This is a genomic window from Nocardia sp. NPDC056952 (assembly GCF_042674185.1).
Lineage (GTDB): Bacteria > Actinomycetota > Actinomycetes > Mycobacteriales > Mycobacteriaceae > Nocardia.
This window is the reverse complement of the sequence record NZ_JBHURA010000001.1, coordinates 757,555-781,570: the sequence shown is the minus strand read 5'-3', so window position 1 is coordinate 781,570 and position 24,016 is coordinate 757,555. Positions and strand designations below refer to the sequence as shown.

General features: G+C 68.5%; 24 protein-coding genes. 7 read left to right on the top strand and 17 right to left on the bottom strand.

The window, feature by feature from the left end; translation table 11 throughout:
- The 5 genes from gap to uvrC all read right to left on the bottom strand — a co-directional run bounded on the left by gap (position 1) and on the right by uvrC (position 6,331).
- A complete protein-coding gene (gene gap / locus ACFTS5_RS03435; RefSeq protein WP_378627065.1) occupies positions 1–1,017 on the bottom strand; it encodes a type I glyceraldehyde-3-phosphate dehydrogenase in 1,017 nt (338 codons plus the stop codon).
- Between the two features lie 216 nt (positions 1,018–1,233).
- Positions 1,234–2,217, bottom strand: coding sequence for a DNA-binding protein WhiA (gene whiA / locus ACFTS5_RS03430; protein ID WP_056810477.1), 984 nt, complete (start codon positions 2,215–2,217; stop codon positions 1,234–1,236).
- On the bottom strand, positions 2,208–3,272 hold the full coding sequence (yvcK, locus tag ACFTS5_RS03425) for a uridine diphosphate-N-acetylglucosamine-binding protein YvcK (protein ID WP_378627062.1): 1,065 nt from the start codon (positions 3,270–3,272) through the stop codon (positions 2,208–2,210). Before yvcK ends, whiA begins: the two co-directional genes overlap by 10 nt.
- A complete protein-coding gene (rapZ, locus tag ACFTS5_RS03420; RefSeq protein ID WP_358062678.1) occupies positions 3,269–4,225 on the bottom strand; it encodes an RNase adapter RapZ in 957 nt (318 codons plus the stop codon). The genes yvcK and rapZ overlap by 4 nt, the downstream gene beginning before the upstream one ends.
- A gap of 120 nt (positions 4,226–4,345) precedes the next feature.
- A complete protein-coding gene (gene uvrC, locus ACFTS5_RS03415; RefSeq protein ID WP_378627060.1) occupies positions 4,346–6,331 on the bottom strand; it encodes an excinuclease ABC subunit UvrC in 1,986 nt (661 codons plus the stop codon).
- A 234-nt stretch (positions 6,332–6,565) separates the two neighbouring features.
- Between uvrC and ACFTS5_RS03410 the strand changes: the two genes are divergently transcribed.
- The gene (locus ACFTS5_RS03410; protein ID WP_378627058.1) at positions 6,566–6,979 is read left to right on the top strand and encodes a hypothetical protein; all 414 of its coding nucleotides are present in this window, start codon (positions 6,566–6,568) and stop codon (positions 6,977–6,979) included.
- A gap of 10 nt (positions 6,980–6,989) precedes the next feature.
- On the opposite strand, the gene ACFTS5_RS03405 is transcribed toward ACFTS5_RS03410, so the two are convergent.
- Positions 6,990–7,682: an HAD family hydrolase gene (locus ACFTS5_RS03405; RefSeq protein WP_378627056.1), complete on the bottom strand. Its 693-nt coding sequence runs from the start codon at positions 7,680–7,682 to the stop codon at positions 6,990–6,992.
- A gap of 168 nt (positions 7,683–7,850) precedes the next feature.
- On the opposite strand from ACFTS5_RS03405, the gene ggt reads away from it, so the two are divergent.
- Positions 7,851–9,803: a gamma-glutamyltransferase gene (gene ggt, locus ACFTS5_RS03400; RefSeq protein WP_378627054.1), complete on the top strand. Its 1,953-nt coding sequence runs from the start codon at positions 7,851–7,853 to the stop codon at positions 9,801–9,803.
- Positions 9,804–9,893: 90 nt separating this feature from the next.
- Here the strand turns inward: ggt and ACFTS5_RS03395 are convergent, their stop codons facing one another.
- From ACFTS5_RS03395 to ACFTS5_RS03380, 4 genes are all read right to left on the bottom strand, one after another.
- Positions 9,894–10,379 carry a PH domain-containing protein gene (locus ACFTS5_RS03395; RefSeq protein WP_378627053.1) on the bottom strand — a complete coding sequence of 162 codons (486 nt, stop codon included), beginning with the start codon at positions 10,377–10,379 and terminating at the stop codon, positions 9,894–9,896.
- Between the two features lie 2 nt (positions 10,380–10,381).
- Positions 10,382–10,858, bottom strand: coding sequence for a 6,7-dimethyl-8-ribityllumazine synthase (ribH, locus tag ACFTS5_RS03390; RefSeq protein ID WP_378627052.1), 477 nt, complete (start codon positions 10,856–10,858; stop codon positions 10,382–10,384).
- 25 nt (positions 10,859–10,883) lie between these two features.
- Positions 10,884–12,128 (bottom strand): bifunctional 3,4-dihydroxy-2-butanone-4-phosphate synthase/GTP cyclohydrolase II, encoded by a 1,245-nt coding sequence (locus ACFTS5_RS03385; RefSeq protein ID WP_378627050.1) that lies wholly within the window; start codon positions 12,126–12,128, stop codon positions 10,884–10,886.
- Positions 12,129–12,335: 207 nt separating this feature from the next.
- The gene (locus tag ACFTS5_RS03380) at positions 12,336–12,959 is read right to left on the bottom strand and encodes a riboflavin synthase (RefSeq protein ID WP_378627048.1); all 624 of its coding nucleotides are present in this window, start codon (positions 12,957–12,959) and stop codon (positions 12,336–12,338) included.
- A 549-nt stretch (positions 12,960–13,508) separates the two neighbouring features.
- Here ACFTS5_RS03380 and ACFTS5_RS03375 point away from each other — a divergent pair.
- Complete coding sequence (locus ACFTS5_RS03375; RefSeq protein ID WP_378627047.1) at positions 13,509–13,979, top strand: hypothetical protein; 471 nt, start codon at positions 13,509–13,511, stop codon at positions 13,977–13,979.
- On the opposite strand, the gene rpe is transcribed toward ACFTS5_RS03375, so the two are convergent.
- Positions 13,980–14,636 (bottom strand): ribulose-phosphate 3-epimerase, encoded by a 657-nt coding sequence (rpe, locus tag ACFTS5_RS03370; protein WP_378628313.1) that lies wholly within the window; start codon positions 14,634–14,636, stop codon positions 13,980–13,982. It lies immediately after the preceding gene.
- Between the two features lie 153 nt (positions 14,637–14,789).
- Here rpe and ACFTS5_RS03365 point away from each other — a divergent pair, with 153 nt between their 5' ends.
- Both ACFTS5_RS03365 and ACFTS5_RS03360 read left to right on the top strand, forming a co-directional pair.
- Complete coding sequence (locus tag ACFTS5_RS03365; RefSeq protein WP_378627045.1) at positions 14,790–15,158, top strand: anti-sigma factor; 369 nt, start codon at positions 14,790–14,792, stop codon at positions 15,156–15,158.
- 152 nt (positions 15,159–15,310) lie between these two features.
- On the top strand, positions 15,311–16,066 hold the full coding sequence (locus ACFTS5_RS03360; protein ID WP_266295523.1) for an RNA polymerase sigma factor SigF: 756 nt from the start codon (positions 15,311–15,313) through the stop codon (positions 16,064–16,066).
- A 28-nt stretch (positions 16,067–16,094) separates the two neighbouring features.
- Here ACFTS5_RS03360 and ACFTS5_RS03355 read toward each other — a convergent pair whose 3' ends face one another.
- From ACFTS5_RS03355 to ACFTS5_RS03330, 6 genes are all read right to left on the bottom strand, one after another.
- On the bottom strand, positions 16,095–16,439 hold the full coding sequence (locus ACFTS5_RS03355; RefSeq protein ID WP_378627044.1) for an MmcQ/YjbR family DNA-binding protein: 345 nt from the start codon (positions 16,437–16,439) through the stop codon (positions 16,095–16,097).
- 92 nt (positions 16,440–16,531) lie between these two features.
- A complete protein-coding gene (locus ACFTS5_RS03350) occupies positions 16,532–17,890 on the bottom strand; it encodes an RsmB/NOP family class I SAM-dependent RNA methyltransferase (RefSeq protein ID WP_378628312.1) in 1,359 nt (452 codons plus the stop codon).
- A 692-nt stretch (positions 17,891–18,582) separates the two neighbouring features.
- Positions 18,583–19,506 carry a methionyl-tRNA formyltransferase gene (fmt, locus tag ACFTS5_RS03345; RefSeq protein ID WP_378627042.1) on the bottom strand — a complete coding sequence of 308 codons (924 nt, stop codon included), beginning with the start codon at positions 19,504–19,506 and terminating at the stop codon, positions 18,583–18,585.
- Positions 19,506–20,045, bottom strand: coding sequence for a peptide deformylase (def, locus tag ACFTS5_RS03340; RefSeq protein WP_378627041.1), 540 nt, complete (start codon positions 20,043–20,045; stop codon positions 19,506–19,508). The genes fmt and def overlap by 1 nt, the downstream gene beginning before the upstream one ends.
- Positions 20,046–20,121: 76 nt before the next feature.
- Positions 20,122–21,087, bottom strand: a complete 966-nt coding sequence (locus tag ACFTS5_RS03335; RefSeq protein WP_378628311.1) for an esterase/lipase family protein — start codon at positions 21,085–21,087, stop codon at positions 20,122–20,124.
- Positions 21,088–21,203: 116 nt separating this feature from the next.
- On the bottom strand, positions 21,204–21,881 hold the full coding sequence (locus ACFTS5_RS03330) for a PadR family transcriptional regulator (RefSeq protein WP_378627039.1): 678 nt from the start codon (positions 21,879–21,881) through the stop codon (positions 21,204–21,206).
- A gap of 86 nt (positions 21,882–21,967) precedes the next feature.
- Here ACFTS5_RS03330 and ACFTS5_RS03325 point away from each other — a divergent pair, with 86 nt between their 5' ends.
- Both ACFTS5_RS03325 and ACFTS5_RS03320 read left to right on the top strand, forming a co-directional pair.
- Entirely contained in the window at positions 21,968–23,545 is a 1,578-nt protein-coding gene (locus ACFTS5_RS03325) for an HD domain-containing phosphohydrolase (protein ID WP_378627038.1), read from the top strand.
- Positions 23,546–23,587: 42 nt separating this feature from the next.
- Positions 23,588–23,980 (top strand): nuclear transport factor 2 family protein, encoded by a 393-nt coding sequence (locus ACFTS5_RS03320; protein WP_378627036.1) that lies wholly within the window; start codon positions 23,588–23,590, stop codon positions 23,978–23,980.
- The last annotated feature ends 36 nt before the right edge of the window (positions 23,981–24,016 follow it).

Here is a 24,016-nt window from a genome sequence, read left to right as displayed (position 1 = left end):
TCAGAGCGACTTGCCGACGAGATCGACCAGGTTGGCCAGACGGTTCGAGTAGCCCCACTCGTTGTCGTACCAGGAGACGACCTTGACCTGGTTGTCGATGACCTTGGTCAGCGGCGCGTCGTAGATCGACGAGTGCGGGTCGGTGACGATGTCACTGGACACGATCGGGTCCTCGTTGTACTTGAGGATGCCCTTCATCGGGCCCTCGGCGGCGGCCTTCATCGCGGCGTTGATCTCGTCGATGGTGGCCGGCTTCGCCAGGGTGGCGGTGAGGTCGGTGACCGAGCCCGTCGGGACCGGAACGCGCAGCGCGTAGCCGTCGAGCTTGCCCTGCAGTTCGGGCAGCACCAGGCCGATGGCCTTGGCGGCACCGGTTCCGGTGGGCACGATGTTCAGGGCGGCGGCGCGGGCGCGACGCAGGTCCTTGTGCGGCGCGTCCTGCAGGTTCTGGTCCTGGGTGTAAGCGTGGATGGTGGTCATCAGACCGTTCACGATGCCGAACGAGTCGTTGAGCACCTTGGCGATCGGGCCCAGGCAGTTCGTGGTGCACGACGCGTTGGAGATGATGTTCTGGCTGCCGTCGTACTTGTCGTCGTTGACGCCCATCACGATGGTGATGTCGTCGCCGGTGGCAGGCGCGGAGATGATGACCTTCTTGGCGCCGGCGGACAGGTGGCCCTTGGCCTTCTCCGCGGCGGTGAAGATGCCGGTCGACTCGACGACCACGTCGACGTTCAGGTCGGCCCACGGCAGTGCCGAGGGGCCTTCCTTGATCGCGAGCGCCTTGATGCGCTGCTCGCCGACCACGATGGTGTCGCCCTCGACGGAGACGTCCTGCGGCAGACGACCCAGGATCGAGTCGTACTTCAGCAGGGTGGCGAGGGTGTTGATGTCGGTGAGGTCGTTGACCGCGACGATCTCGATATCGGTCTCGCCGACGGCCTTCAGCGCCTCCACCGCACGGAAGAAATTACGTCCGATACGACCGAAGCCGTTGATACCTACCCGGACAGTCACGTTATCGCTCCTCAGCTTTCAAGCGGATTCATTCCGACGGTAACCACAGTAGTAGCCGCGCCAGCCTTCACGACAGCCACCTGTGAGTTGTGAGCTCCCCGGCCTCAGGCCTGCGGAGACCCCAGAATAGAGGGCAGAGCGGTCATGTATGACCGCTCTGCCCTAATCGTCGGATTCGCCACACCTTTCGGCGTGCGGAGTCTGTTGCGGTTCCTACTACGCGTCGTCGAGCAGTTCCGCGGTCACCGCGGACTCGGTATCGGGGATGCCGAGGTCCTTGGCGCGCCGATCGGCCATCGACAGCAATCGCCGGATCCGGCCCGCGACAGCGTCCTTGGTCATCGGCGGCTCGGCCAGCTGACCGAGTTCCTCCAGGGAAGCCTGCCGATGCTGTACCCGCAACCTGCCCGCCGCGGCGAGATGCTCGGGAACATCGTCGGCGAGGATCTCGAGCGCCCGTTCGACCCGAGCCGCCGCCGCGACGGCCGCGCGCGCCGAACGACGCAGGTTCGCGTCGTCGAAGTTGGCGAGCCGGTTGGCGGTGGCCCGCACCTCGCGGCGCATCCGACGTTCTTCCCAGGTGAGCCTGGTGTCCTGCGCGCCCATCCGGGTGAGCAGGGCACCGATCGCCTCGCCGTCACGCACCACGACCCGGTCCGTGCCGCGCACCTCCCGCGCCTTCGCGGTGATGCCGAGCCTGCGCGCCGCGCCGACCAGTGCCAATGCCGCCTCCGGACCGGGGCAGCTCACCTCGAGCGCCGAGGAACGACCCGGTTCGGTGAGCGAGCCGTGCGCGAGAAACGCGCCACGCCATGCCGCTTCGGCGTCACCGATGCTGCCGCCGACCACCTGCGCGGGTAGCCCGCGCACGGGGCGGCCGCGTACATCGAGCAGTCCGGTCTGACGCGCCAGCGCCTCGCCTTCCTTCGACACCCGCACCACGTACCGGGAGGTCTTGCGTAGCCCACCCGCGCCGAGCACATGCACGTCGGAGCCGTATCCGTACAGCTCGAAAATCTCTCTGCGCAGTCGCCGGGCGATGGACCCCATGTCCACCTCGGCTTCCACGATCACCCTGCCCCCCACGATGTGCAGACCGCCCGCAAACCGCAGCAGCGCCGACAGCTCCGCTTTACGCGAGCTGACCTGCGACACCACGAGCCTGCTCAGCTCGTCCTTCACCTCGGCTGTCATCGCCACGAGACGCGCTCCTTTCCCACCGACCCCGAACGCTCATCTGGAACACTGTGCACATCTGAGGCACTGTGCCGTCTCTCGAATCGAAGCCCAGTCAGTTGCGGCCGCGGCGACCGGATCAGCTGATCCAGTGCGGCGGCAAGTTTTCCGGGATGATGCCGATCCGTTCCCGGCTCGGCGACATCGCAGAACGTTACCCGTGCCCGCAACTGTTCGGCGGCTCTTGCCACATGTTCCCGTTGCCGCCCCTCCGGCACCGACGCCGAGTCGACGAGCACATCGTCGACCGTGAAATCCGGTGCGTGCTGGGACAATACATGCAGATGACGCTCCGCGGAAAAGCCGGCTGTCTCGCCGGGCTCCGCCGCCAGATTCAGAACGAGCACCTTGCGGGCCCGCGTGCGCACCAGCGCCGCGTGCAATTGCGGCACCAGGACATGCGGAATGACGCTGGTGAACCACGAACCAGGTCCCAGCACAACAACATCCGCGTCGTCGATAGCCGAGGTCGCCTCGGGGCTGGCAGGCGGATCGGACGGAATCAGCCGCACCCGCCGGACCTTACCCGGCGTGGTCGCTACCGCAACCTGACCGCGCACGCACCGGCCGATCCGCGGATCCGACTCCAGGCCCGATACTTCGGCCTCGATGTCGAGCGGAATCGGCGACATCGGCAGCACCCGGCCGGTGATCCGCAGCAGCCTGCCCACCTCGTCGAGCGCGGCCACCGGATCACCGAGGATGTCGGTGAGTCCGGCCAGGATCAGATTGCCCACCGAGTGCCCGGCGAGCGCGCCGGTGCCGCCGAAGCGGTGCTGCACCGTCGTGGTCCACACACCGTCGGCGTCGTCGGACAGCGCGGCCAGGGCCATCCGCAGATCACCCGGCGGGAGCATGCCCAGCTCGGCGCGCAGCCGACCGGAGGACCCGCCGTCGTCGGCGACGGTGACAACGGCGGTGATTCGCCTCGTCAGCCTGCGCACGGCCGTCAATGTCGAGTACAGCCCATGTCCGCCGCCCAGCGCGACGACGGCTGGGTCGGCTTCGATTCCACTCATTCGCGCCCCAGATCCCGGTGGACGACGCGCACGACGTCCACCGCCACGTGCCCGGTATCGGCGCCGATGCGCTCACCCAGTGCCTCGGCGATAGCGACGCTGCGATGTTTGCCGCCGGTGCACCCCACTGCCACGGTCATGTATCGCTTCCCCTCTTGGCGGTATCCGGTCGTCGTCAGGTCGACCAGGTGTTTGCCGGTCTGCAGGTAGTCCCGCGCACCCGGCCTGGACAGCACGTAGTCGCTGACCACCGACTCCTGTCCTGTGTGTTCCCGCAATTCCGGAATCCAATGCGGGTTGGGCAGGAATCGCACGTCCAACACCATGTCGGCGTCGAGGGGAACACCGTACTTGAAGCCGAACGACTGCACAGTCAGTTGCAGTGCGGCTGGCGCGCCCGCGCCGTATGCCTCCTCCAGCTTGCGGTGCAGCTGGTGGATCGAGAGCTCGGTGGTGTCGATGACGAGGTCGGCGGCCCCCTTGACCGGGGCGAGCCTGGCTCGTTCGGCGGTCAGACCGGCCGAGAGCGTCCCGTCGGGGCTGTCGCTCTGCAGCGGATGACGGCGCCGGGCGAAGCCGAACCGCCGGATCAGCACGTCGTCGGAGGCCTCGAGGAACAGCACTCTGGTACGGATGCCCGCGCCGCGCAACTGCTCGGTGACACCGGAGAGCTCGCCGGTGAAGAACCGGCTGCGCACGTCCATGACCAGCGCGAGTCGCCGGATCGGCGGGTCGGCCGCGGCGCCCAGCTCGATCATTCGCCCGATCAGCTCGGGCGGTAGGTTGTCGGTCACGTACCAGCCGAGATCCTCCAGCACGCGCGCGGCAGTGCCGCGGCCCGCGCCGGACAAGCCGGTCACGATAACCACTTCTACTGGTTGCTGTGTGTCGGTGACCGTCCCGGATTGCCCGGGTGCCGCCCCCGCATTGTTATTCGATTCGACGCGTGTCATGTCCTACCGGATCCGTTTCTGGGTGCCTTTCGATCATCCCGCACCGGTTCGGGTATCGGGCGCAGACACACAACGTACGGCACACGCAATGTTGCGTCCTGCGATACCGGCCGTCGGCGGCTACGGACTGTTGAGTGCCGCGAGCACCGCTTTCGCCGTCGAGACCCCGATTCCGGGCACCGAGGTGATTTCCTCGACAGTCGCGTCCTTGATTCTGGCGACCGAGCCGAAGTGGGTGACCAAGGCGGTGCGCCGAGTCTCGCCGAGGCCCGGCACCGAATCCAGCGCCGACGCCGTCATCCGGCGTGAGCGTTTGCTGCGGTGGAAGGTGATGGCGAAGCGGTGGGCTTCGTCGCGCACGCGTTGCAGCAGGAACAGCGCCTCGCTGTTGCGCGGCATGATCACGGGGTCGGCTTCGCCGGGCACCCAGACCTCTTCGAGTCGTTTGGCCAGGCCGATCACCGCGACATCGGTGATGCCGAGTTCGTCGAGGACCTCGGCCGCGGCGGCGACCTGGGGTGCGCCGCCGTCGACGACATAGAGGTTGGGCGGGTAGGCGAAGCGGCGCGGTCGGCCGGTGGTGGGATCGATGCCGGGGCGTGAGGCGGGCTCGTCGACCTCGTCGGGTTCGATCTCGACGGGTTGTTCGCGGTCGCGGGCCAGCCGGGCGAAGCGGCGGCGGGTCACCTCGGCGATGCTGCCGACATCGTCGGAGCGGCCGTCGCCCGCGGCTTCCTTGATCGCGTAGTGGCGGTAGTCGGACTTGCGGGCCAGGCCGTCTTCGAAGACCACCAGCGAGGCGACGACGTCGGTGCCCTGCACATGGCTGATGTCGACGCATTCGATCCGCAGCGGGGCGCTGTCGAGTTCGAGTGCGTCCTGAATATCTTGCAGCGCTTGCGATCTCGACGTGAGATCACCGGCCCGGCGGAGCTTGTGCTGAGCCAGCGCCTCGGCGGCGTTGCGCTGCACCGTCTCGGCGAGTGCCTTCTTGTCGCCGCGCTGCGGGATGCGCAGCGAGACCGCGGAGCCGCGCATCTTGCTGAGCCACTCCCCGATCTCCTCGGCGTCGGCGGGTAGTTCGGGGACCAGCACTTCCCGCGGGACGACGATGGCGGCGTCACCGTTCTGGTCCGCCATGGCGGCCTGCTCGCCGTAGAACTGGGTGAGGAACTGTTCGACCAGGGCAGCCATCTCGGTTCCCGATTCCGCGACGTCGAGCGCGTCGCCGGATTTGTCGACGACCCAGCCACGCTGGCCGCGGACGCGTCCGTCGCGGACGTGGAAGATCTGGACCGCGGCTTCCAGTTCGTCGGTGGCGAAGGCGATCACATCGGCGTCGGTGCCGGTGCCGAGCACCACGGCCTGCTTCTCGAGGGCCCGCCGTAGCGCCTGCACGTCGTCGCGCAGGCGGGCGGCGTTCTCGAAGTCGAGGTCTTCGGCGGCCTCGTGCATGCGGCGTTCGAGCGCGCGCACCATCTTGTCGGTCTTGCCGGACAGGAAGTCGCAGAAGTCCTCGACGATCTGGCGGTGCTCGTCGGCGCTGACCCGGCCCACGCACGGCGCGGAACACTTGTCGATGTAGCCGAGCAGGCACGGACGCCCGATCTGGCTGTGCCGCTTGAAGACTCCGTTGGAGCAGGTTCGCGCGGGGAACACCCGCAGCAACAGGTCGAGGGTCTCGCGGATGGCCCAGGCGTGCGCGTAGGGACCGAAGTAGCGCACACCCTTCTTGCGCGCGCCCCGGTAGACGAACAGTCGCGGATACTCCTCGTTGAGGGTCACCGCGAGCACCGGATAGGTCTTGTCGTCGCGGTATCGGACGTTGAATCGCGGATCGAATTCCTTGATCCAGTTGTACTCGAGCTGCAGCGCCTCCACCTCGGTGGAGACCACCGTCCACTCGACAGCGGCCGCCGTGGTGACCATCTGCTTGGTGCGCGGATGCAACGAGTACACATCGGCGAAGTAGGAGTTCAGCCGGCTCCGCAGACTCTTCGCCTTACCCACATAGATGACCCGCCCGTGCACGTCCCGGAACTTGTACACACCGGGTTCGACGGGAATCGTGCCCGGCGCCGGCCGGTACGTCGCGGGATCTGCCACCCATCCAGCCTAGCGAGGGGCCCCGACAGGTCCGCACCGCCGAGGTGTCAACCGGCGCAGCAGCCCTACGGACAACCTTCGGCCTACATCGATGCGATGGCCGGCGCGGTCGGCAACCAGCTCGATAGTGGCCGCCCCGGCGTCGGTCGAGGGAGCGAGCGAGGTCGCTGGGGTGGGCTGTGCGCCCGCCTGTGTAGCGTGAGTGCTCGGATTATGTGCCCGAAAGGACGTCCGATGAGCAATGCCCCCGCCCTGCCCCGAACCGGCGACGACCTGTACGACGACGAGGTGTCCCCGCACGGAGTCATGCCGGGGACGGTGCGCGGAGCGCGGCTGATCGCCGCGGTCGCCACCGCCGTCGGTGTGGTGCTGATCGCGATCACGGTGGCGCTGGGCGGCTCGCTCGGCGCACTGCTCGCCGGGTATCTGCCGTCCTTCGCGCTGGTTCCGCTGGTGCTGCTGTTCCGGCAGGGCGGTGATCTGTTGCGCAAGGCGACGATCGGCGTCGCGGTGCTGGCGTGTCTGGTGTCGTCGACGGGCATTCTCACCGGGCTGCCGCCGGGTGTGGTCGGGGTCGTCGCCAATGGCGCGGTCGCGGGGATGCTCCTTCGGCCCTCCGCCCGGACCTGGTTCACCCGCGAACGCTGACCTGCTGCGGTCAGTCGGCAGTTCGGATGCCGTGTTCGGCGAGTGCGTCGATGAGGGCGCGAGGGCGATCGATGGTGGGGACCGCGTCGACGAGGGCGAAGCGGGCGCCGAGGGTGGTGGCGCCACCGTCTGCTTCGGTGCTGTCGCCGATCATGAGGACACGTTCGGGGTCGACGCCGAGGCGGTCGGTGGCGTCGCGGAAGATCTGGGCGTTCGGTTTGATGGCGCCTACTTCGTAGGACAGGGTCATCGCACCGATCAGGTCCGTCCAGCCGTGCTTCGCGAAGGCGGGGCGGATGTCGAAGGCGATGTTGCTGACGATGCCGACCGGAATTCCTTGTGCGGCAAGGGATTTCAGGACCGTCCCGGTGTCGGGGTACGGAGTCCAGGTGAGTGGGTCGATGAGGCGTTCGTAGAGGCGGGTCGCCTGAATGCCGGGAACGCCGGAGCCGCGCAGCACCTCCAGGTAGGCGTGGCGGTGCAGGGCGGGGTCGAGGTCGCGGTTGTCCCAGGCGTGTTGGCCCGCCGCGTCGAAGGTCATGAACTGCTCGACCGGGGCCGTCATCCGCCGCAGCACTTCGGCTTTCGCCGCGATGTCGAAGGGTGTTCCGTCGTCGCCGACGAGTTCGTCGGCCCAGGTCCGGTCGTCTTCCAAACGGAAGACCGTGCCCGAGTAGTCGAACAGCACCGCGTCGATGTCCATATCAGCCAGGGTAGCCAGCCGGCGACTGCGGCTCCGGCGGAAACCGGCCGGGGAGTCCAGGATTCGCGAACTCGTCATCCGGGCGTCGAGATCGTCGAGGTGGTCCGTGGCATGCGCCCCGGCGGAAAAAGCTCGAAGGGTGTCGGACCGGCGAGTTACGCTGCCTACATGACGCCAAGGCGACGGACGTGGATCGGGGCCACGACGGCCGCAGTGCTCGCGGTGGGGGTACTGGCCGGTTGTTCGACAGATGAGAAGACGGCTGCCGAATGTACGAGCACACCCAACGGCACTCCGGTGTCCGCGGCGCCCGCGACGGGTGGCGGTGCGCCGACCTCGCAGAACCTCAGCACCAATCCTGAGATCTCGTCCGGATACCGCTCGGATATGACCGCGGTGCGCACCAGCACCTACGCGGTGTCGACCGCCAATCCGATCGCCACCGAGGCCGCGTGCCGGGTGCTGCGCGCGGGTGGCACCGCCGCCGACGCGCTGGTCACCGCGCAGGCGGTACTCGGGCTGGTCGAACCGCAGGCCTCCGGCATCGGCGGTGGCGCGTTCCTCGTGCACTACGACGCGAAGTCGCGCACGGTCGACACCTACGACGGCCGCGAGACCGCTCCTGCCGCGGCGACCGAGAACTATCTGCGCTGGGTCAGCGACACCGACCGCACCGAACCCGCGCCGAACACCCGCGCCAGCGGTCGTTCCATCGGCGTGCCCGGAGTGCTGCGGATGCTCGAACTCGCACATTCCGAACACGGGATGAGCGCTTGGAAGGAACTGTTCGATCCCGCGATCAGCCTGTCCGACAACGGTTTCGAGATCAGTCCGCGGCTGGCAGGCCAGATCGCCGAATCCGCGAAAGACCTGGCCGCCGACGAGGCCGCGCGTGGCTACTTCCTCGAAGCCGACGGCTCGCCCAAGAAGTCGGGCACCGTCCTCACCAATCCGGCACTGGCGAAAACGCTCTCGGCGATCGCGACCGACGGCGCGAAGGCCTTCTACAGCGGCGCCATCGCCCAGGATATCGTCGAGGCGGCGGGCAGCACGGCGGGCGGTCGTACCCCCAGCGCGCTGACCACCACCGACCTGGCGAATTACGAGGCGAAGAAGCGCACGGCGCTGTGCACCGGGTATCGCAAGTACGAACTGTGCGGCATGCCCGCGCCGTCCTCGGGCGGCAGCACCGTCGCGGCGACGCTGGGCATTCTCGCCAATTTCGATCTCCCGGCGCTGCGCCCACAGGAGCTCGATGCCAACGGCGGGCGTCCCGACGCGCAGGCCGTGCACCTGATCTCCGAAGCGGAGCGACTGGCCTACGCCGACCGCAACAAGTACGTCGCCGACCCGGATTTCGTTCCGCTGCCGGGCAATTCGGCGCTCTCGCTCGTGCACCCGCAGTACCTCAAGGAACGGTCGACGCTGATCGACCCGCAGCGCAGCATGGGTACCGCCAAACCCGGCAACCTCGGGCCGGTCCCCCTCGGCAACGGTCCACAGCCGCCCGAGCACGGCACCAGCCACATCTCCGTCATCGACAAGTACGGCAACGCCGCCGCCATGACCACGACGGTCGAATCGGCGTTCGGGTCTTTCCATCTCGTCGACGGGTTCGTGCTCAACAATCAGCTCACCGACTTCGCTGCCGACCCGGTCGACCCCGACGGGACACCCGTGGCCAACCGGCTCCAGCCCAACAAGCGCCCGCGCAGTTCGATGGCCCCGACCCTGGTGTTCGATCGTGACGATCAGGGCGACCGTGGCGAGCTGAAGCTCGTCACGGGTTCACCCGGTGGTTCGGTGATCATCCAGTTCGTCGTGAAAACGCTGGTCAATGCGCTGGATTGGGGTCTCGACCCGCAACAGGCGGTCTCCGGGGTGTCGTTCGGCGCGGGCAATACGCCGGTCACCGGCGTCGGCGGTGAGCACCCCGATATCAATGCGACCGACAACGGCGACCACGATCCCCTGGTCGAGAAGCTGCGGGCAATGGGCCATCAGGTGTCGGTGGCACCGCAGTCCAGCGGGCTCAGCGCCCTGCAGCACAACGGCAAGGACGGCTGGATCGGCGGTGCGGATCCGCGCCGCGAGGGAGCGGTCCTCGGCGATACCCGCTGATGCGCTGGTCTGTGCGTCACTACTCGGTGGCGCACAGACAGCAGCGTTGCCGGCAATCAGTCGGCTCCAGGTGCCAACCGCTCAGCGAAGTCAGTTCTGCGGGGCGTAGCGGGCGCCGAGTTCGCGGACGCGCTCGATGGCGTCGGCGGCGTGGGTCTTGTCGTTGGAACGGATCGCCAGCATCGGGACGTAATCGTCGTCGGCCAGTTCGAGGCGGGCCCATGCCTTGCGGTCCGGGAAGGACGCGCCACGGATGTAGGTCCACGGGTACACCTGCTCGCCCAGGATGTTGCGCACCGCGACACCCTGGCTGCCCACGCGCACTCGCGGACGGGTGAGCATCAGTACCGCGCCCGCCCCGACCACCCCGATCAGGATCATCGCGATCTGATCGGCGACCCGGAAGTTCACTCCGGTCGACCCGGTGCGCAGCAGCAGCCCACCCGCGGTGAACGCGACGAGGATGACGATCGCGACCACGATGGCGGTGCGAGTCGCCCGGCGCGGACGCACCTGGAACTCCCAGCCCGCGTCGGGCTGGGGAGCGCTACGACGCCAGGTCCGCACCACCGGCACGGTCACACCGATCGCAGCGCGCGCAAGGTGAGCGCGGCATCGAGAGCGGCGGCGCAGGCCTGTTCGCCCTTGTCCTCCGCCGAACCGGGCAGCCCGGCCCGATCGCGCGCCTGCTCCTCGTCGTTCGTGGTGAGCACACCGTTGGTGACGGGGGTGGCCGCATCGAGCGACACCCGGGTCAGCCCGGCCGTCACCGCATCGCACACGTACTCGAAATGCGGTGTGCCACCCCGGATCACGACACCCAGAGCCACGACGGCGTCGTGCGTGCGCGCCAGTTCCTGCGCGACGACCGGCAGCTCCATCGCACCGGCGCAGCGCACCACGGTCACATGTTCGACGCCGGCTTCCTTGGCCACCCGTTCGGCATTCGCCACGAGGGTGTCACAGATCTCGGTGTGCCAGCGCGAGGCGACGATGCCGAGTTTGACGTCTTTGGCCTGCGCCAGAGCGAAGCTCGGGACACCTGTACCGCTCATCGTTGCCGCCTTTCGTACGAAGTGATCACTGCGCGGTTTCGCCGAGGTCGAGATCGTCGAGGCCGACCAGGTCGTGGCCCATCCGATCCCGCTTGGTGCGCAGGTAGTGCAGGTTCTCGGCATTGGCGCGCAACGGCATCGGGACGCGCTCGGTGATCGCGAGACCGTAACCGTCGAGGCCGACCCGCTTGGCCGGATTGTTGGTGAGCAGGCGCATCGAGCGGATGCCGAGATCGACCAGGATCTGCGCGCCGGTGCCGTAGTCACGGGCGTCGGCGGGCAGACCGAGATCGAGATTGGCGTCGACGGTATCGCGACCGGTGTCCTGCAACTGGTAGGCCTGCAGCTTGTGCATCAGGCCGATGCCACGGCCCTCGTGCCCGCGCATGTAGAGGACGACACCGCGACCCTCCTGATCGACCATCTCCAGTGCCGCGTCCAGCTGCGGGCCGCAATCGCAGCGCAGCGAGCCGAAGACGTCACCGGTCAGGCATTCCGAGTGCACCCGCACCAGCACGTCCTCGCCGTCACCGATGTCGCCGCGCACCAGCGCGACGTGCTCGGCATCGTCGAAGATGCTCTGGTAGCCCACGGCCTTGAAATCGCCGTGCGCGGTCGGAATACGGGCCTCGGCCACCCGCACTACATGCTTCTCGTGCTTGCGCCGCCAGGCGATCATGTCGGCGATCGAGATCATCGCCAGGTTGTGCTCGTCGGCGAACACGCGCAGCTCGTCGGTACGGGCCATGTGCCCGTCGTCCTTCTGGCTGACGATCTCGCAGATCACGCCCGCGGGACGCAATCCGGCCATCCGGGCCAGATCGACCGCGGCCTCGGTGTGGCCGGGCCTGCGCAGCACGCCGCCGTCCTTGGCGCGCAGCGGCACCACATGGCCGGGGCGGGTGAACTCGTCGGCCTTGGCCTGCGCGCTGGCCAGCAGGCGCATGGTGACGGCCCGGTCGGCGCCGGAGATGCCGGTGGTGATGCCCTCGCGCGCGTCCACCGAGACGGTGTAGGCGGTGCCGTGCTTGTCCTGGTTCATCGCGTACGCGGGCGGCAGGCCGAGCCGGTCACAGTCGTCGGCGGTCAACGGCACGCAGATGTAGCCGGAGGTGTAGCGGATCATGAACGCGACCAGCTCCGGGGTGGCCTTCTCGGCCGCGAAGATGAGGTCGCCTTCGTTCTCCCGGTCCTCGTCGTCGATGACGACAACAGCCTTGCCGGCCGCGATATCGGCGACCGCGCGCTCGATGCTGTCCAACCTGGTCACGTCTGCTTGCTCCGTATATTTGGCGGCCGGGGCCGCGGGTTTCTCGGCCCGGTGGGCCTCGATCTTCCCTCCCGGCGGGCACTCCTTCGTCGCACCCTCTGATCAGTCCAGATCGAGGCGGCCGAGAAACTGCCCTGGGGATGGCAATGACTTCCTACATTACGGCGTGGCCTCGGGGTGTTCGGTGAGGCCCGGCGCCGATCGGTGTCAGCCTCGCTGGGCGAGACGTTCCACGTACTTGGCGATGACGTCCACCTCGAGGTTCACGGTGGCCCCGACGGGGGCGGTGCCGAGGACGGTCAGGGCGAGGGTGGTCGGGATCAGGGAGACCTCGAACCAATCGCGGGATCCGTCGGCGTTCGGCTCGTCGTCGATGCCGAGCGCGGAGACGGTGAGGGAAACGCCGTCGACGGTGATCGAGCCCTTCTCCACCACATAGCGCGCGATGGAATCCGGCAGCGAGATCCGCACGACCTCCCAGTTCTCCGAAGGGGTGCGCCGCAGCACGGTGCCGGTGCCGTCTACATGCCCCTGCACGAGGTGGCCACCGAGGCGGCTGTTCAACGCGGCCGCGCGCTCGAGGTTGACCGGCGATCCGGGGACCAAGCCGCCGATGCTCGAGCGCTTCAACGTCTCGTCCATGACGTCGACGGTGAAGCTGTCGCCGTCGATCACGTCGACGACGGTGAGGCAGACGCCGTTGACGGCGATCGAATCGCCGTGCCCGGCATCGGAAGTCACCAGCTTGCCGCGGATCGTCAACCGGGCGGCGTCGGTCAGCGCTTCGGTGGCCACGATCTCGCCAAGCTCCTCGACGATCCCTGTGAACATGCCTGACTCCCTTGTCGCGTCATCCGTACCCGTTGGGCCCAACAGCAGGTGGGTGGCCGCTATTCCCGCGAGGCCACCCAGCTCGTCGCACAGCCTAGTAGCGCGGCCCGTGAGCCCGGGTCGGGGGCCGAACCCGACCGCACGCAGCACTTGATCACCGAAAGCGATCGATAGCGCATCGATCCGGTCGCAAACGTGTATCGACATGAAGCAACACCGCCGTTAATCAATACGGCGGTTGTCGTTCAATCCAATTTTCGGCGAACCGATCCCCGGCATTCATCAGGCTGCCTTAGCCTGGCATTACCCGCCACTACGAACTGGAAACACGGTGAGTGTAATGCTTGCGCCCGCCGCGCCGTTGACGCAATATTGTTACGTCAACGATTCCTGCTGTTCAGCCAGATGTCGGGCCCTGGAACTGCAGGTTCTCCCGACATCATCGCCCGGAGCACAGCGGCTACCGGGAGTTCGCCCCAGGGATAGTCCACCACTCCAGGAAGACAACACTGTGGGTCACAACAGGTTCGCTATATGTGGGGGTGCCGCGTGAGCACATTGATCGATTCGACGCTGGAAATGCGCTGCGTGCGTTATCGGCGAGAACTGCACCTGCCGGCCAAGATCGATTTCGATTCCCGCCGCATTCTGCTCCAGATCGGCGCGCACTACGGCGCGGTCACCATGCCCGGCGATCTGGGCGAACGCGTCCAGGCCCGATTGCGCGAGGCCGCGATCGCGGGTCCGGTGGTCGATCACCCCCGCGCGCGGCGCTGGACGTTCCTCACCGGCCCCTGCCGCCCGGACGCCGTCACCGCGACCGCGTCGGCCGAACTGTTCCGCCTGTACGCGACCGTCGCCTGCGCGGGCAGCCAGATCGTGCTGCCCTCCCCCGACGACGAGCGCACCGGCTACCGCACCTGGGTGCAGGAACCCGAATCCGGCGACCAGCGGCCGCCGGTGCAGGCCGTCATCGACGCGGCGCGGGCGCTGGGCACCCGCAAGCTCCGCGCGCTGTAGTTACGGCAGCCAGGCCGAGGTGGCCAGGTTGCGCAGCTTCTGCACGGCAGCGCCCGGGTCGGCCGTGTTGTAGACGGCCGACCCGGCCACGAAGCAATCGATTCCGGCCGCTGCCGCCTGCTCGATGGTGTCGTCGTTGATGCCGCCGTCGATTTCGACGACCAGGTGCAGCTCGCCCGAATCGACCAGATTGCGCACGATCCGCGCCTTCTCCAGCACGCCGGGGATGAACGACTGCCCGCCGAAACCGGGTTCCACGCTCATCACCAGCAGGGTGTCGAATTCGCGCAGGATTTCCAGGTACGGCTCGATCGGGGTGTTCGGCTTCACCGACAGCCCGGCCCGCCCGCCCGCGGCGCGGATATCGCGCGCCACCGCGATCGGATCATCGGTCGCCTCGGCGTGGATGGTGACGTTGTAGGCGCCCGCCTCGGCGTAGCTCGGGGCCCAGCGGCCCGGATCGTCGATCATCAGGTGGCAATCGAACGGAATATCGGTCGCCTTCAGCAGGCTCTGCACGATCGGCAGACCCAGCGTGAGGTTCGGTACGAAGTGCCCGTCCATGACGTCGACGTGCAGCCAATCGCATCCTTCGACCGCGGCGGCCTCGGCGGCCAGATTCGCGAAGTCCGCGGACAGGATTGACGGGGCGATCATCGGCTGGGACGGACGGGAGAACGTCGGAGTGGACACAGCGCGCCAGTGTAGCGACGGCGATGGTGATTGCCCTGCCGGGATATGGGTAGCCTTCTCAGGGTGACCAATTTTTCGGCGGAACATGGGCCCTTCGGCGCCCCGGTGGAGATTCGTGTGGCAGCACAGCTGACGCAGCTGCCAATCGTGCGCGGACTGGCCGAAACACTGGTACTACTCAGTGATTTCACCCTCGACGAGGTAGCCGACGTGCGCCTCGCCGTGGATGAGGTGTGCTCGACGATCATCGCGATCGCCGGCCCGAATACGCTGCTCACCTGCGAATTCCTCGTCGGCGACTTCGAACTCCAGGTGCGCGTCGACGGTGTCGCTGCGGCGCAGGGCATGCCGGATCAGCGCAGCTTCGGGTGGCATGTGCTGCGCACGCTCTGCGACGAGGTCATCGCCGAGCAGCAGGATTTCGACGGAGGCGTGTCCGGGTATCCGACGACGGTCCGATTCCGCAGGGTCCGGGGGAAGGCATAGTGCACGGCGAGGACAACCAGCCCGACCAGCACGATCTCAGCGAACCCGATAAAACCGACTCCCCTGCCGCGGAGTCGGAGAACGGCGCAGAACCGGACAAGGAATCCCTCGAGCAGGAAACTCTCGAGGAGGAGACCGAAACCCCGGAACCGGTGTCCGGGTACGACGACGTCAGCGCCCTGTTCGAGCGTCTCGCGGCGACCGAGCCGGGCAGTGTCGCGCACGCGGTCGCGCGGGACGCGCTGATCAACCGCTGCATTCCGCTGGCCGACCACATCGCCCGCAAATTCAGCGGGCGCGGCGAGCCGTTCGACGATCTGTCGCAGGTGGCGCGTGTCGGTCTGGTGCACGCGGTGGACCGGTTCGACCTGAGTCGCGGCTCGAACTTCCTGTCCTTCGCGGTACCGACGATCATGGGTGAGGTCCGGCGGTACTTCCGGGACAACACCTGGGCGATGCGGGTCCCGCGGCGTGTCAAGGAAACCCACCTGCGCATCGGCGCGGCCGTGGATCAGCTCTCGCAGCGATTGGGGCGCTCCCCCACCGCCAAGGAGATCGCCGCCGAACTCGATGTGGACCCCGACGAGGTCACCCAGGCCGTCATCGCGGGCAATGCCTATCAGCCGACGTCGATCGACGCGGCCTCGATCGGGCGCGACAGCGACGCGTCGCTGCTCGACACGCTCGGCGAGGAAGAGTCGCAGTTCGACCGGGTCGAGGAGTACATCGCGGTGCGGCCACTGCTGGCGGGCCTGCCCGAACGTGAGCGCCGCATTCTGACCATGAGGTTCTTCGAGTCGATGACGCAGACCCAGATCGCCTCGCAGCTGGGGATCTCGCAGATGCACGTGTCCCGGATTCTCGCGAAAACCCTGGCACGCCTGCGCGAATTGTCCGAACGGGACTGACTCGGGGACAGGACAACGGCGTCCTCTCCTATGCACCTTGCCTCGCGCGCCGCAGCTTCGCGGGAGCGCGCAGCCACCAGGCACTGTCTAGTAGCTCGACGAGCTGCTGCGGGTCGACCGCGTCGAGATCGATGAGGATGTACGGGTACCCGTCATAGTGTGGGGTCGTGTAGAAAGCTGGGTCGCCGGAGGCCAGCAGCGCTTCCTTCTCCGTGGGCTCACAGAGCAGCACGAGGCCGCCTTCGGCTTCATCACGCAGTCGAGCGAAGCTCTTGCCGCCGACATTAAGGCCGGGACTGCGCCACCAGGTGCCTTCCGCCACACCCGGCAGTGCCGTCGCCATCGCGACCACCTGATCCCATGTCATCGCCATACGCCGATTCTCCTCCTCGGCGCTCGCTCCTCGCTTGGACAAATGGAACGGCGCCGCCCCCGTGCGGGGACGGCGCCGTCGTGCTGTCGCGGCTACTTCTTGCGCAGCGTCGCCAGGAACATGGCGTCGGTGCCGTGGCGATGCGGCCACAGCTGCGCGGAGGGGCCGTCGCCGAGATCGGTGACACCGGGCAGGAACTCGCGGCTGTCGAGTTCCTCGGCGCCGCTGCGGCGGACGAAATCGGCGACCACCGACACTGTTTCGGCGAGATGCGGCGAGCAGGTCGAATACACGACGACACCACCGGGGCGCACCAGATCCCATGCGGCGGTGAGAAGTTCACGCTGCAGGGTCACCAGCTCCGCCACGTCGGCCGGAGTGCGACGCCAGCGCGCCTCGGGGCGGCGACGCAGCGCGCCGAGGCCCGTGCACGGCGCGTCGACGAGGACGCGGTCGTAGCCGGGGGTCAGGCCACTGTCGCGACCGTCCGCGACATGCACGGTGACGGGCAGATTCCGGGTGGATTTGCGAACCAGTTCGGCACGGTGCTCGGCCGGTTCGACAGCGTCGACGGTGAACAGGTCGATGGCGGCGAGCGCGCCGAGCAAGGCCGCTTTACCGCCGGGACCTGCGCAGAGATCGAGCCAGCGCCCCTTGTCGGGGCCTTCCAGCGGCGCACGGGTGAGAGCGAGCGCGACCAGCTGGCTGCCCTCGTCCTGGACGGAGGCGATGCCGTCACGGACCGGTTCCAGCAGACCGGGATCGCCACCGTCGAGATACACCGCGTACGGGGACCAGCGGCCCTCCTCACCGCCGGTGACCAGCGCGAGCTCTTCCGAGGTGATCTCGCCGGGCCGGGCGACCAGGTGCACGACCGGGCGCTCGTCATCGGCCTTCAGGAGTGCGTCCAGCTCACCCGCCTGCGCTCCGAGTGCGTCGGCGAAGGACTGGGCGATCCATTTCGGATGCGCGTGCTCGAAGGCGAGCTTGCCGACCGGGTCGGCGGGGGCCAGCTCGGCGATCCACTCCTCGGCGGTCTTCTCTCCCGCCCGCCGCAGCACCGCGTTGACGAAACCGGCACGGCCCTGGCCGAATTCGGCACTGGCCAAGTCGACGGAGGTGTCGACGGCGGCGTGCGCGCTGGTACGGGTCCGCAGCAGCTGGTAGACGCCGAGGCGCAGGATGTCGAGGATGGGGCCATCGATCTCGTCGACCGTGCGGCCGGCGCACGCCGAGATCACCGCGTCGAGCTGCCCTTGCGAACGGCTGGCGCCGTAGGTGAGCTCGGTCGCGAACGCGGCATCGCGCCCACTGATCTTGCGCTCACGCAACAGTTTCGGCAGCGCGAGATTGGCATAGGCGTCGCGCTCACGCACGGCCCGCAGCACATCGAGGGCGACTTCGCGCGCGGGATCCACGGGCTCGCCGCGGCGCTTGCGCGGACTGGGCACGCTGGGATCGGGACGCTCGGGACGACGCTGAGCGGGCGCTTTGCCCGCCGGCGCACCAGCATCCCGGTTGCCGGCACCACGGCCACGCGAGTCTCCTGCGCGCGCACCACGATCGGGACGCGACGCGCCACGGTCGGATCGTCCCGCACCGGACCGTGCCGCGCCCGTGCGTCCCGCGTTGCCACGATCATCGCGCTGGTCAGCCGAGTCACGGCCCTGAGCACGGTCGTCCGCGCCGCCGAAGCCAGGGCGGTCGTCGGCACGACGAGGTGCCTCGGAGCGCGGGGCGGCGTCGCGTCGGCCACCTACGTCACGTCCGTGCGCCCGGTCACTCGCGCCGCGACCGAAACCGGGGCGGTCGTCTTCGCGGCGGGGCACGCCGGAGCGCGGACCGTCGTCACGTCGATTGCCCGCGTCGCGACCCTGCGCGCCGCGAGCGAAACCGGGGCGGTCGTCGCGGCGAGGTCGGTCGGAGCGATCCGTCCAGCGGTCGCCGTCCGCGCGCGGGGTGGTGGTGCCCTTCGCAGCGCGGGCGGCCCAGCCGCCGTCGACGTTCTTGCCGGTGATCTTGCGGTCGTCGCGGGGGCTGCCTCCGCGCGGCTCGCCGGACTTTCCGGTGGGTTTACGGTCCTCGCGGGGACTCACGCCCTTCGCGGCATCGGCTTCACGGCGACGGCGACGGTCCGAGGCACTCATCCGATCACCGTGCCGGGCGCGAGGCGGGCGCCGCGCGCCCAGTCCAGGGCGTTCATCATCTTCTTGCCGGGCGGCTGGACCTGCCCCAGGCGGACCGCTGTGGTCGATGTTCCGACGAAGACGCCGGATTTGCGCACCTGGATCTCGCGTTCGGGCAAGGTTTCCTCCACCATTTCCACCGGGCCGAGTTTGAGGCGCAGCCCGTTCACCTCGGTCCACGCGCCGGGCGCCGGGGTGACGGCGCGAATGTGGCGGTGGATGGCGAGCGCGGGTTCGTCGAACCCGATCCGCCCGGCTTCCACGGTCACCTTCGGTGCGTAGGTCACGCCGTCATTGGATTGCGGAATCGCTTGCAGCGAACCGTCTTCCACGCCGTCCAGGGTCTTCTCGAGCAGCACGGCACCTGCTTCGGCGAGCCGGGCCAGCAGTTCGCCCGCGGTGTCGGTGAGCCCGATCTTCTCGGTCATCACCCCGTACACCGGACCCGTATCGAGGCCTGCTTCGATCAGGAACGTCGACGCGCCGGTCATGTCGTCACCGGCGTCGATGGCCGCCTGCACGGGAGCCGCCCCGCGCCAGGCGGGCAGCAGCGAGAAGTGCAGGTTGATCCAGCCGTGGGCGGGGATGTCGAGCACCTGCTGGGGCAGCAGCGCACCGTAGGCCACGACCGGGCAGCAGTCCGGTGCGAGCTCGGTGAGCGCGGCGACGAACTCGGGCTCGGACGGCTTGCGTGGCGTGAACACCGGAATGCCGTGTTCGTCGGCGAGCTGCCCGACCGGCGAGCGCAGGAGCTTGCGACCACGGCCCGCGACCGCGTCGGGTCGCGTGACCACCGCGACGACCTCGTGGCCTTCGCTCTCGATCAACCGGCGCAGCGACGGCACAGCGGGCTCGGGCGTGCCCGCGAAAACTACGCGCATCAGCGACCACCGCCGACACCGCTGGATTCGCGCACGGTGATCCCGCCGCGGAACCAGTCGGATTCGCGGATGGTACGCATCGCGTCCTTGCGGTCGGCCGGTTCGAGCCGGTTGATGAACAGCACGCCGTCGAGGTGGTCGTACTCGTGCTGCACACAGCGCGCGAGCAGACCGTCGGCCTCGAATTCGACCGGCGCACCGGTGACGTCGACCCCGCTGACCCGCACGCGCGCTGCCCGGCGCACGTCGTAACGCACGCCGGGGATCGACAGGCAGCCCTCGGGACCGACCTGTTCGTCGGCCCCGACGGCCGACCACTCCGGATTCACCACATGCCCCGCGGCGTCGCCGGTGTCGTAGACGAACACCCGCAGGCCGACACCGATCTGCGGCGCGGCCATCCCGACCCCACCGTCGTCGTGCATGGTCTCGGTGAGATCGGCGACCAACGTGGCGAGGTCGGGACCGAACTCGGTGACCGCGTCGGCACGAGAACGCAGGATCGGGTCGCCGAACAGGCGAACAGGCTGAATGGTCACGGCGGCTCCCGGGGAGGACGAATTGCGGTCGTCCCAGTCTAGTGACCCCGCGAGGCGCTTCCGTCCAGCCCGGCTGTCAGGAGTTGCCCGCGATGATCACCTCGGGGATGCCGGTGCCGAGCGGGACGGGCGCGCAGACCGGTGCCGGTGCCCGGACCGGGTCGAGGACGCGCTGGAGCAACTGCTGCACGAAGGGGTCGTAGACCAGGTGGAAGTGCCCGGTCAGATCGTCGGCGCAGAGGTCTTGCAGGACGAGGTTCTCGGCGCCCGCACCGCGCAGCGCGATGTTCGAGAACGGCTGGATCATCTCGTCGACGCGGCTGCCGACGGTGACGTACCGGACACCGGCCACGGTGTCGCCGCCCGCGTTGAGCTCCACCATGAGAGGTTCGCCCTGAGCCTGCTGGACCGCAGCGGTCGAGGTGACCTTCGCGAAGACATCCATCATGCCGGGAACGGCCTGCCCCACCGGGACCAGTCCGTACATGACCCCGCCGTAGCTGGGTGAGGCCAGGCCGACCCAGGTCCCGACCTTCGGCGCGCCCCCGAGCTTGTTGACATAGAACCGGCTGACGTTCGCCCCCTGCGAGAACCCGACCAGATCGACCTTGGTCGCCTTGGTCGCGACGAGGACTTCGTCGACGAATTGGCCGAGCTGGGCGAAACTGATCCGCATGTCCTCGGTGCCGTAGGTGTCGGCGCCCGGCGCCCCGCCGTAGTTCAGCGCGAACACGCAGTAGCCGGCCGACACCAGCTGCGGCCCGATTCCCGCCCAGTCGGAGTACGCGCTCGAGTCGGTGCCGTGCACCAACACGATCGGCCGCGGGTGCTCGGCGGTGGGCGTACACCCGAAGTTGTTGAGCCCCACCGGAACCGAGTTCGGGTTGGCCTTGATGTAATGGGCGGCATCCAGGTGATCGGCCTGCGCCGGACCCGCTTGCATCGGAATGACGGCGGGCCGATAGCCCGCCGGTTCAGCGGCGGCGATCGGCGCGAAGGACACACCGATCACCGCCGTGCAGGCGAGTGCCGAGACCGACATCGCGCCGCGCAATCGTGATGTTCCCCAACCCCACAACATTCCCAGTTGTTCCATGCCCCAAACATTTACTCCATGGGACCGACAACCGCACGCCGGGCAGGGCGTTCACGACGCCCTCACTTCTCGGGGGTTGCGTCACCCTCGGAGGAAACATCGTCCTCGGCGAGGATTCGATACAGCGCCCGCCGGGTCTCGGCGAGCACCTCGGCCGCCTTCGCCGCCTGCTGCGCCGTGCCGACCTGGGCCACCTGACCGACCGCGCCCATCACCTGTCCGACCAGTCCGCGCAGGTCCAGCGCCTGGGCGCCGACGTCCTGTTTGACCTCGGCCCACGGGTCGCCGAGATCCTCACGATGGGTCTCGACATAGGCCTTGCCCTCGTCGGTGAGCTGCGCGGTCTTGCGACCGGCCACCTTCTCGATGAGCACCAGGCCCTCGTCCTCGAGCTGGGCCAATGCCGGGTAGATGGACCCCGGGCTGGGGCGCCAGACATCGTCGCTGCGGTCGCGGATCTGCTGGATCAATTCGTAGCCGTGCATCGGGCGCTCGACGAGCAGCAGCAGCACCGCGGCGCGCACGTCACCGCGCCTGCCGCGCCCGCCGCGGCCGCGTCCGCGACCGAAACCGGGACCGAAGCCCGGTCCGAAACCTGGGCCGAAGCCCGGTCCGAAGTCGGGGCCGTGGCCATGACGCCCGCCGTGGCGGAACTGCTGCCGGTCGGGGCCGAATTCCCGGGGGCCCGGTCCGCGACCGCGCCGGAAGTGTCCGAATTCTCGTTGTTCTTGGTTCTGCATGACAGCCTCCTCAGGCTCTCTCGTTGTTCTTGACACTATCGACGATATATCGGCAATGCATCGAGCGCAAGGAGTAATCTGAATTCGTGACGGACCCGTCCCGACGACCCCTTCGGCTCGCCGAACTCGTCGCCTCGCTGTCACTGGCCACCGACCTCGGGCTCGGCCAGCCGCAGGAACATGTGCTGCGCCAGACCGTTCTCGCTGTCCGGCTCGCCGAGGCCGCGGGGTTGTCCGAGGCCGATCGCGCCGCGGCCTACTACGTCTCGCTGCTGGCGTGGGTCGGCTGCGTCGCCGACTCCCCCGAGATGGCGCGCTGGTTCGGTGACGACCTGCGGATCCGGGCCGACAGCTACAACGTCGACAAAACCGGATTGCCGATGATGGCCTTCCTGCTCGGGCACCTCGCCGAAGGCGGGTCGTCGCTGCGGCGGATCTCGATGACCGGCCGGTTCCTCGCGGGTGGGGTGCGCGACACGATGGACTCGTTCCTCACCCACTGCCGCACCGCGGCCGATATCGCCGACCGCCTCGACCTGCCGGACGCCGTCCAGGCAGCGCTGCCGCAGGCCTTCGAACGGTGGGACGGCCACGGCGTACCCGGCGGATTGCGTGGCGAGGCGATCATTCCGGTGATGCGTGTCGTGCACATCGCCGACGACGCCGAGGTCCATGCCCGGGTGGGCGGTGTCGACGCGGCGGTGCGAATGCTGCTGTCGCGCAGTGGCACCGAGTTCGATCCCGACCTGGTGGACCTGTGCACCCGGGGCGACGGCGCGTTGCTGGACGGGCTCGACCGGGTCGACGCCTGGCAGCAGGTGATCGACGGCTGCGCGGCGCTCGACAGGCTGATCGCCGACGACGAACTCACCGACGTCCTCACCGTCTTCGCCGACTACTCCGACGCGAAAGCGACCTGGTTCCTCGGTCATTCCCGGGCCGTGGCCGACTTGGCCGCCGCCGCGGCCCGCGAGTACGGCCTGCCCGCCGATCAGGCGGAGACCGTGCGGCGGGCAGCCCTGGTGTGTCGCCTCGGCACCATCGGCGTCTCGACGGGCATCTGGAACAAACCGGGTCCGCTGACCGCCTCCGAACGCGAACGGGTGCGGATGGTTCCGTATCTCACCGAGCGAGTGCTGGCGCGCAGTCCGCACCTGGCCGCGCTCGCCGGACCGGCTTCGATGGTGTACGAACGACTCGACGGGTCCGGCTATCCGCGCGGGCTCACCGGCTCGATGCTGCCGCCCACCGCGCGAATTCTGGCCGCCGCCCAGATGTTTCGCGCACTCGGCGAGCAACGGCCGCACCGACCGGCCATCGATCCCGGCGAGCGAGCCAGGACCCTGCGCGCCGAGGTGACAGCGGGACGACTCGACGGCGACGCCGTTGCCGCCGTACTGGCCGCGGCCCAGGGCCGAAGACCACGCAAGCGCGCGCAGATCGCCGGACTCACCGCCCGCGAACTCGACGTCCTCGCCCTGCTGGTCCGCGGCCGGTCGACCCGCGAGATCGCCCAGGCCCTCGGGATCAGCCCGCGCACCGCGGGCAGCCACGTCGAGCACATCTACACCAAAATCGGTGTCCACAGCCGTGGTTCGGCCGCGGTGTTCGCGATGCGCCACGGTCTACTGCCCGACGAGGACCAACCGGCAAAGATCGGGTGATCACCCGATGTTAGACATCGACGCAGGTCGCAGACTTTCCCCATGACTACTTCGACCCTCACCCCGCAGACGACCTCCTCGGTCGCCGACCTGTTTCTCGCCGCGCTGATCCGGCGCGACTTCGCCGCGATGGCGTCCTACCTCGCCCCCGAGGTCACGCTGCGTGGCCTGATCCCACCCGGCCCGTTCACCGCGGTCGGCCCCGATCCGGCGATCGCGCGCTTCCGCGGCTGGTTCGGCGGACCCGACGACTTCGCCGTCGTCGACTCCGGCCGCGAACGCATCGGCGACAAGCTCGCGATGCACTGGCTGGTCCGCATGTGCCCGGCCACCGGCACGCCTCGCGTCGCCGACCAGCGCGTCTTCCTGACCACCACCGACGACGCGATCACCGCCATCGACCTGCTGTGCTCGGGTTGGCAGCCCACCGATTGACCTCCAGCCACGCGCAGTACCGCGCCGACGGACGAC

What these genes read in the sequence shown, in the direction of transcription:
- yvcK (WP_378627062.1), bottom strand. Translation starts at nt 3,272, where the DNA reads ATGAGTGGAATCGAAGCCGACCCAGCCGTCGTCGCGCTGGGCGGCGGA.
- rapZ (WP_358062678.1), bottom strand. Translation starts at nt 4,225, where the DNA reads ATGACACGCGTCGAATCGAATAACAATGCGGGGGCGGCACCCGGGCAA.
- ACFTS5_RS03410 (WP_378627058.1), top strand. Translation starts at nt 6,566, where the DNA reads ATGAGCAATGCCCCCGCCCTGCCCCGAACCGGCGACGACCTGTACGAC.
- ACFTS5_RS03405 (WP_378627056.1), bottom strand. Translation starts at nt 7,682, where the DNA reads ATGGACATCGACGCGGTGCTGTTCGACTACTCGGGCACGGTCTTCCGT.
- ggt (WP_378627054.1), top strand. Translation starts at nt 7,851, where the DNA reads ATGACGCCAAGGCGACGGACGTGGATCGGGGCCACGACGGCCGCAGTG.
- ribH (WP_378627052.1), bottom strand. Translation starts at nt 10,858, where the DNA reads ATGAGCGGTACAGGTGTCCCGAGCTTCGCTCTGGCGCAGGCCAAAGAC.
- ACFTS5_RS03380 (WP_378627048.1), bottom strand. Translation starts at nt 12,959, where the DNA reads ATGTTCACAGGGATCGTCGAGGAGCTTGGCGAGATCGTGGCCACCGAA.
- rpe (WP_378628313.1), bottom strand. Translation starts at nt 14,636, where the DNA reads ATGATCGCCCCGTCAATCCTGTCCGCGGACTTCGCGAATCTGGCCGCC.
- ACFTS5_RS03355 (WP_378627044.1), bottom strand. Translation starts at nt 16,439, where the DNA reads ATGGCGATGACATGGGATCAGGTGGTCGCGATGGCGACGGCACTGCCG.
- fmt (WP_378627042.1), bottom strand. Translation starts at nt 19,506, where the DNA reads ATGCGCGTAGTTTTCGCGGGCACGCCCGAGCCCGCTGTGCCGTCGCTG.
- ACFTS5_RS03335 (WP_378628311.1), bottom strand. Translation starts at nt 21,087, where the DNA reads ATGTCGGTCTCGGCACTCGCCTGCACGGCGGTGATCGGTGTGTCCTTC.
- ACFTS5_RS03330 (WP_378627039.1), bottom strand. Translation starts at nt 21,881, where the DNA reads ATGCAGAACCAAGAACAACGAGAATTCGGACACTTCCGGCGCGGTCGC.
- ACFTS5_RS03320 (WP_378627036.1), top strand. Translation starts at nt 23,588, where the DNA reads ATGACTACTTCGACCCTCACCCCGCAGACGACCTCCTCGGTCGCCGAC.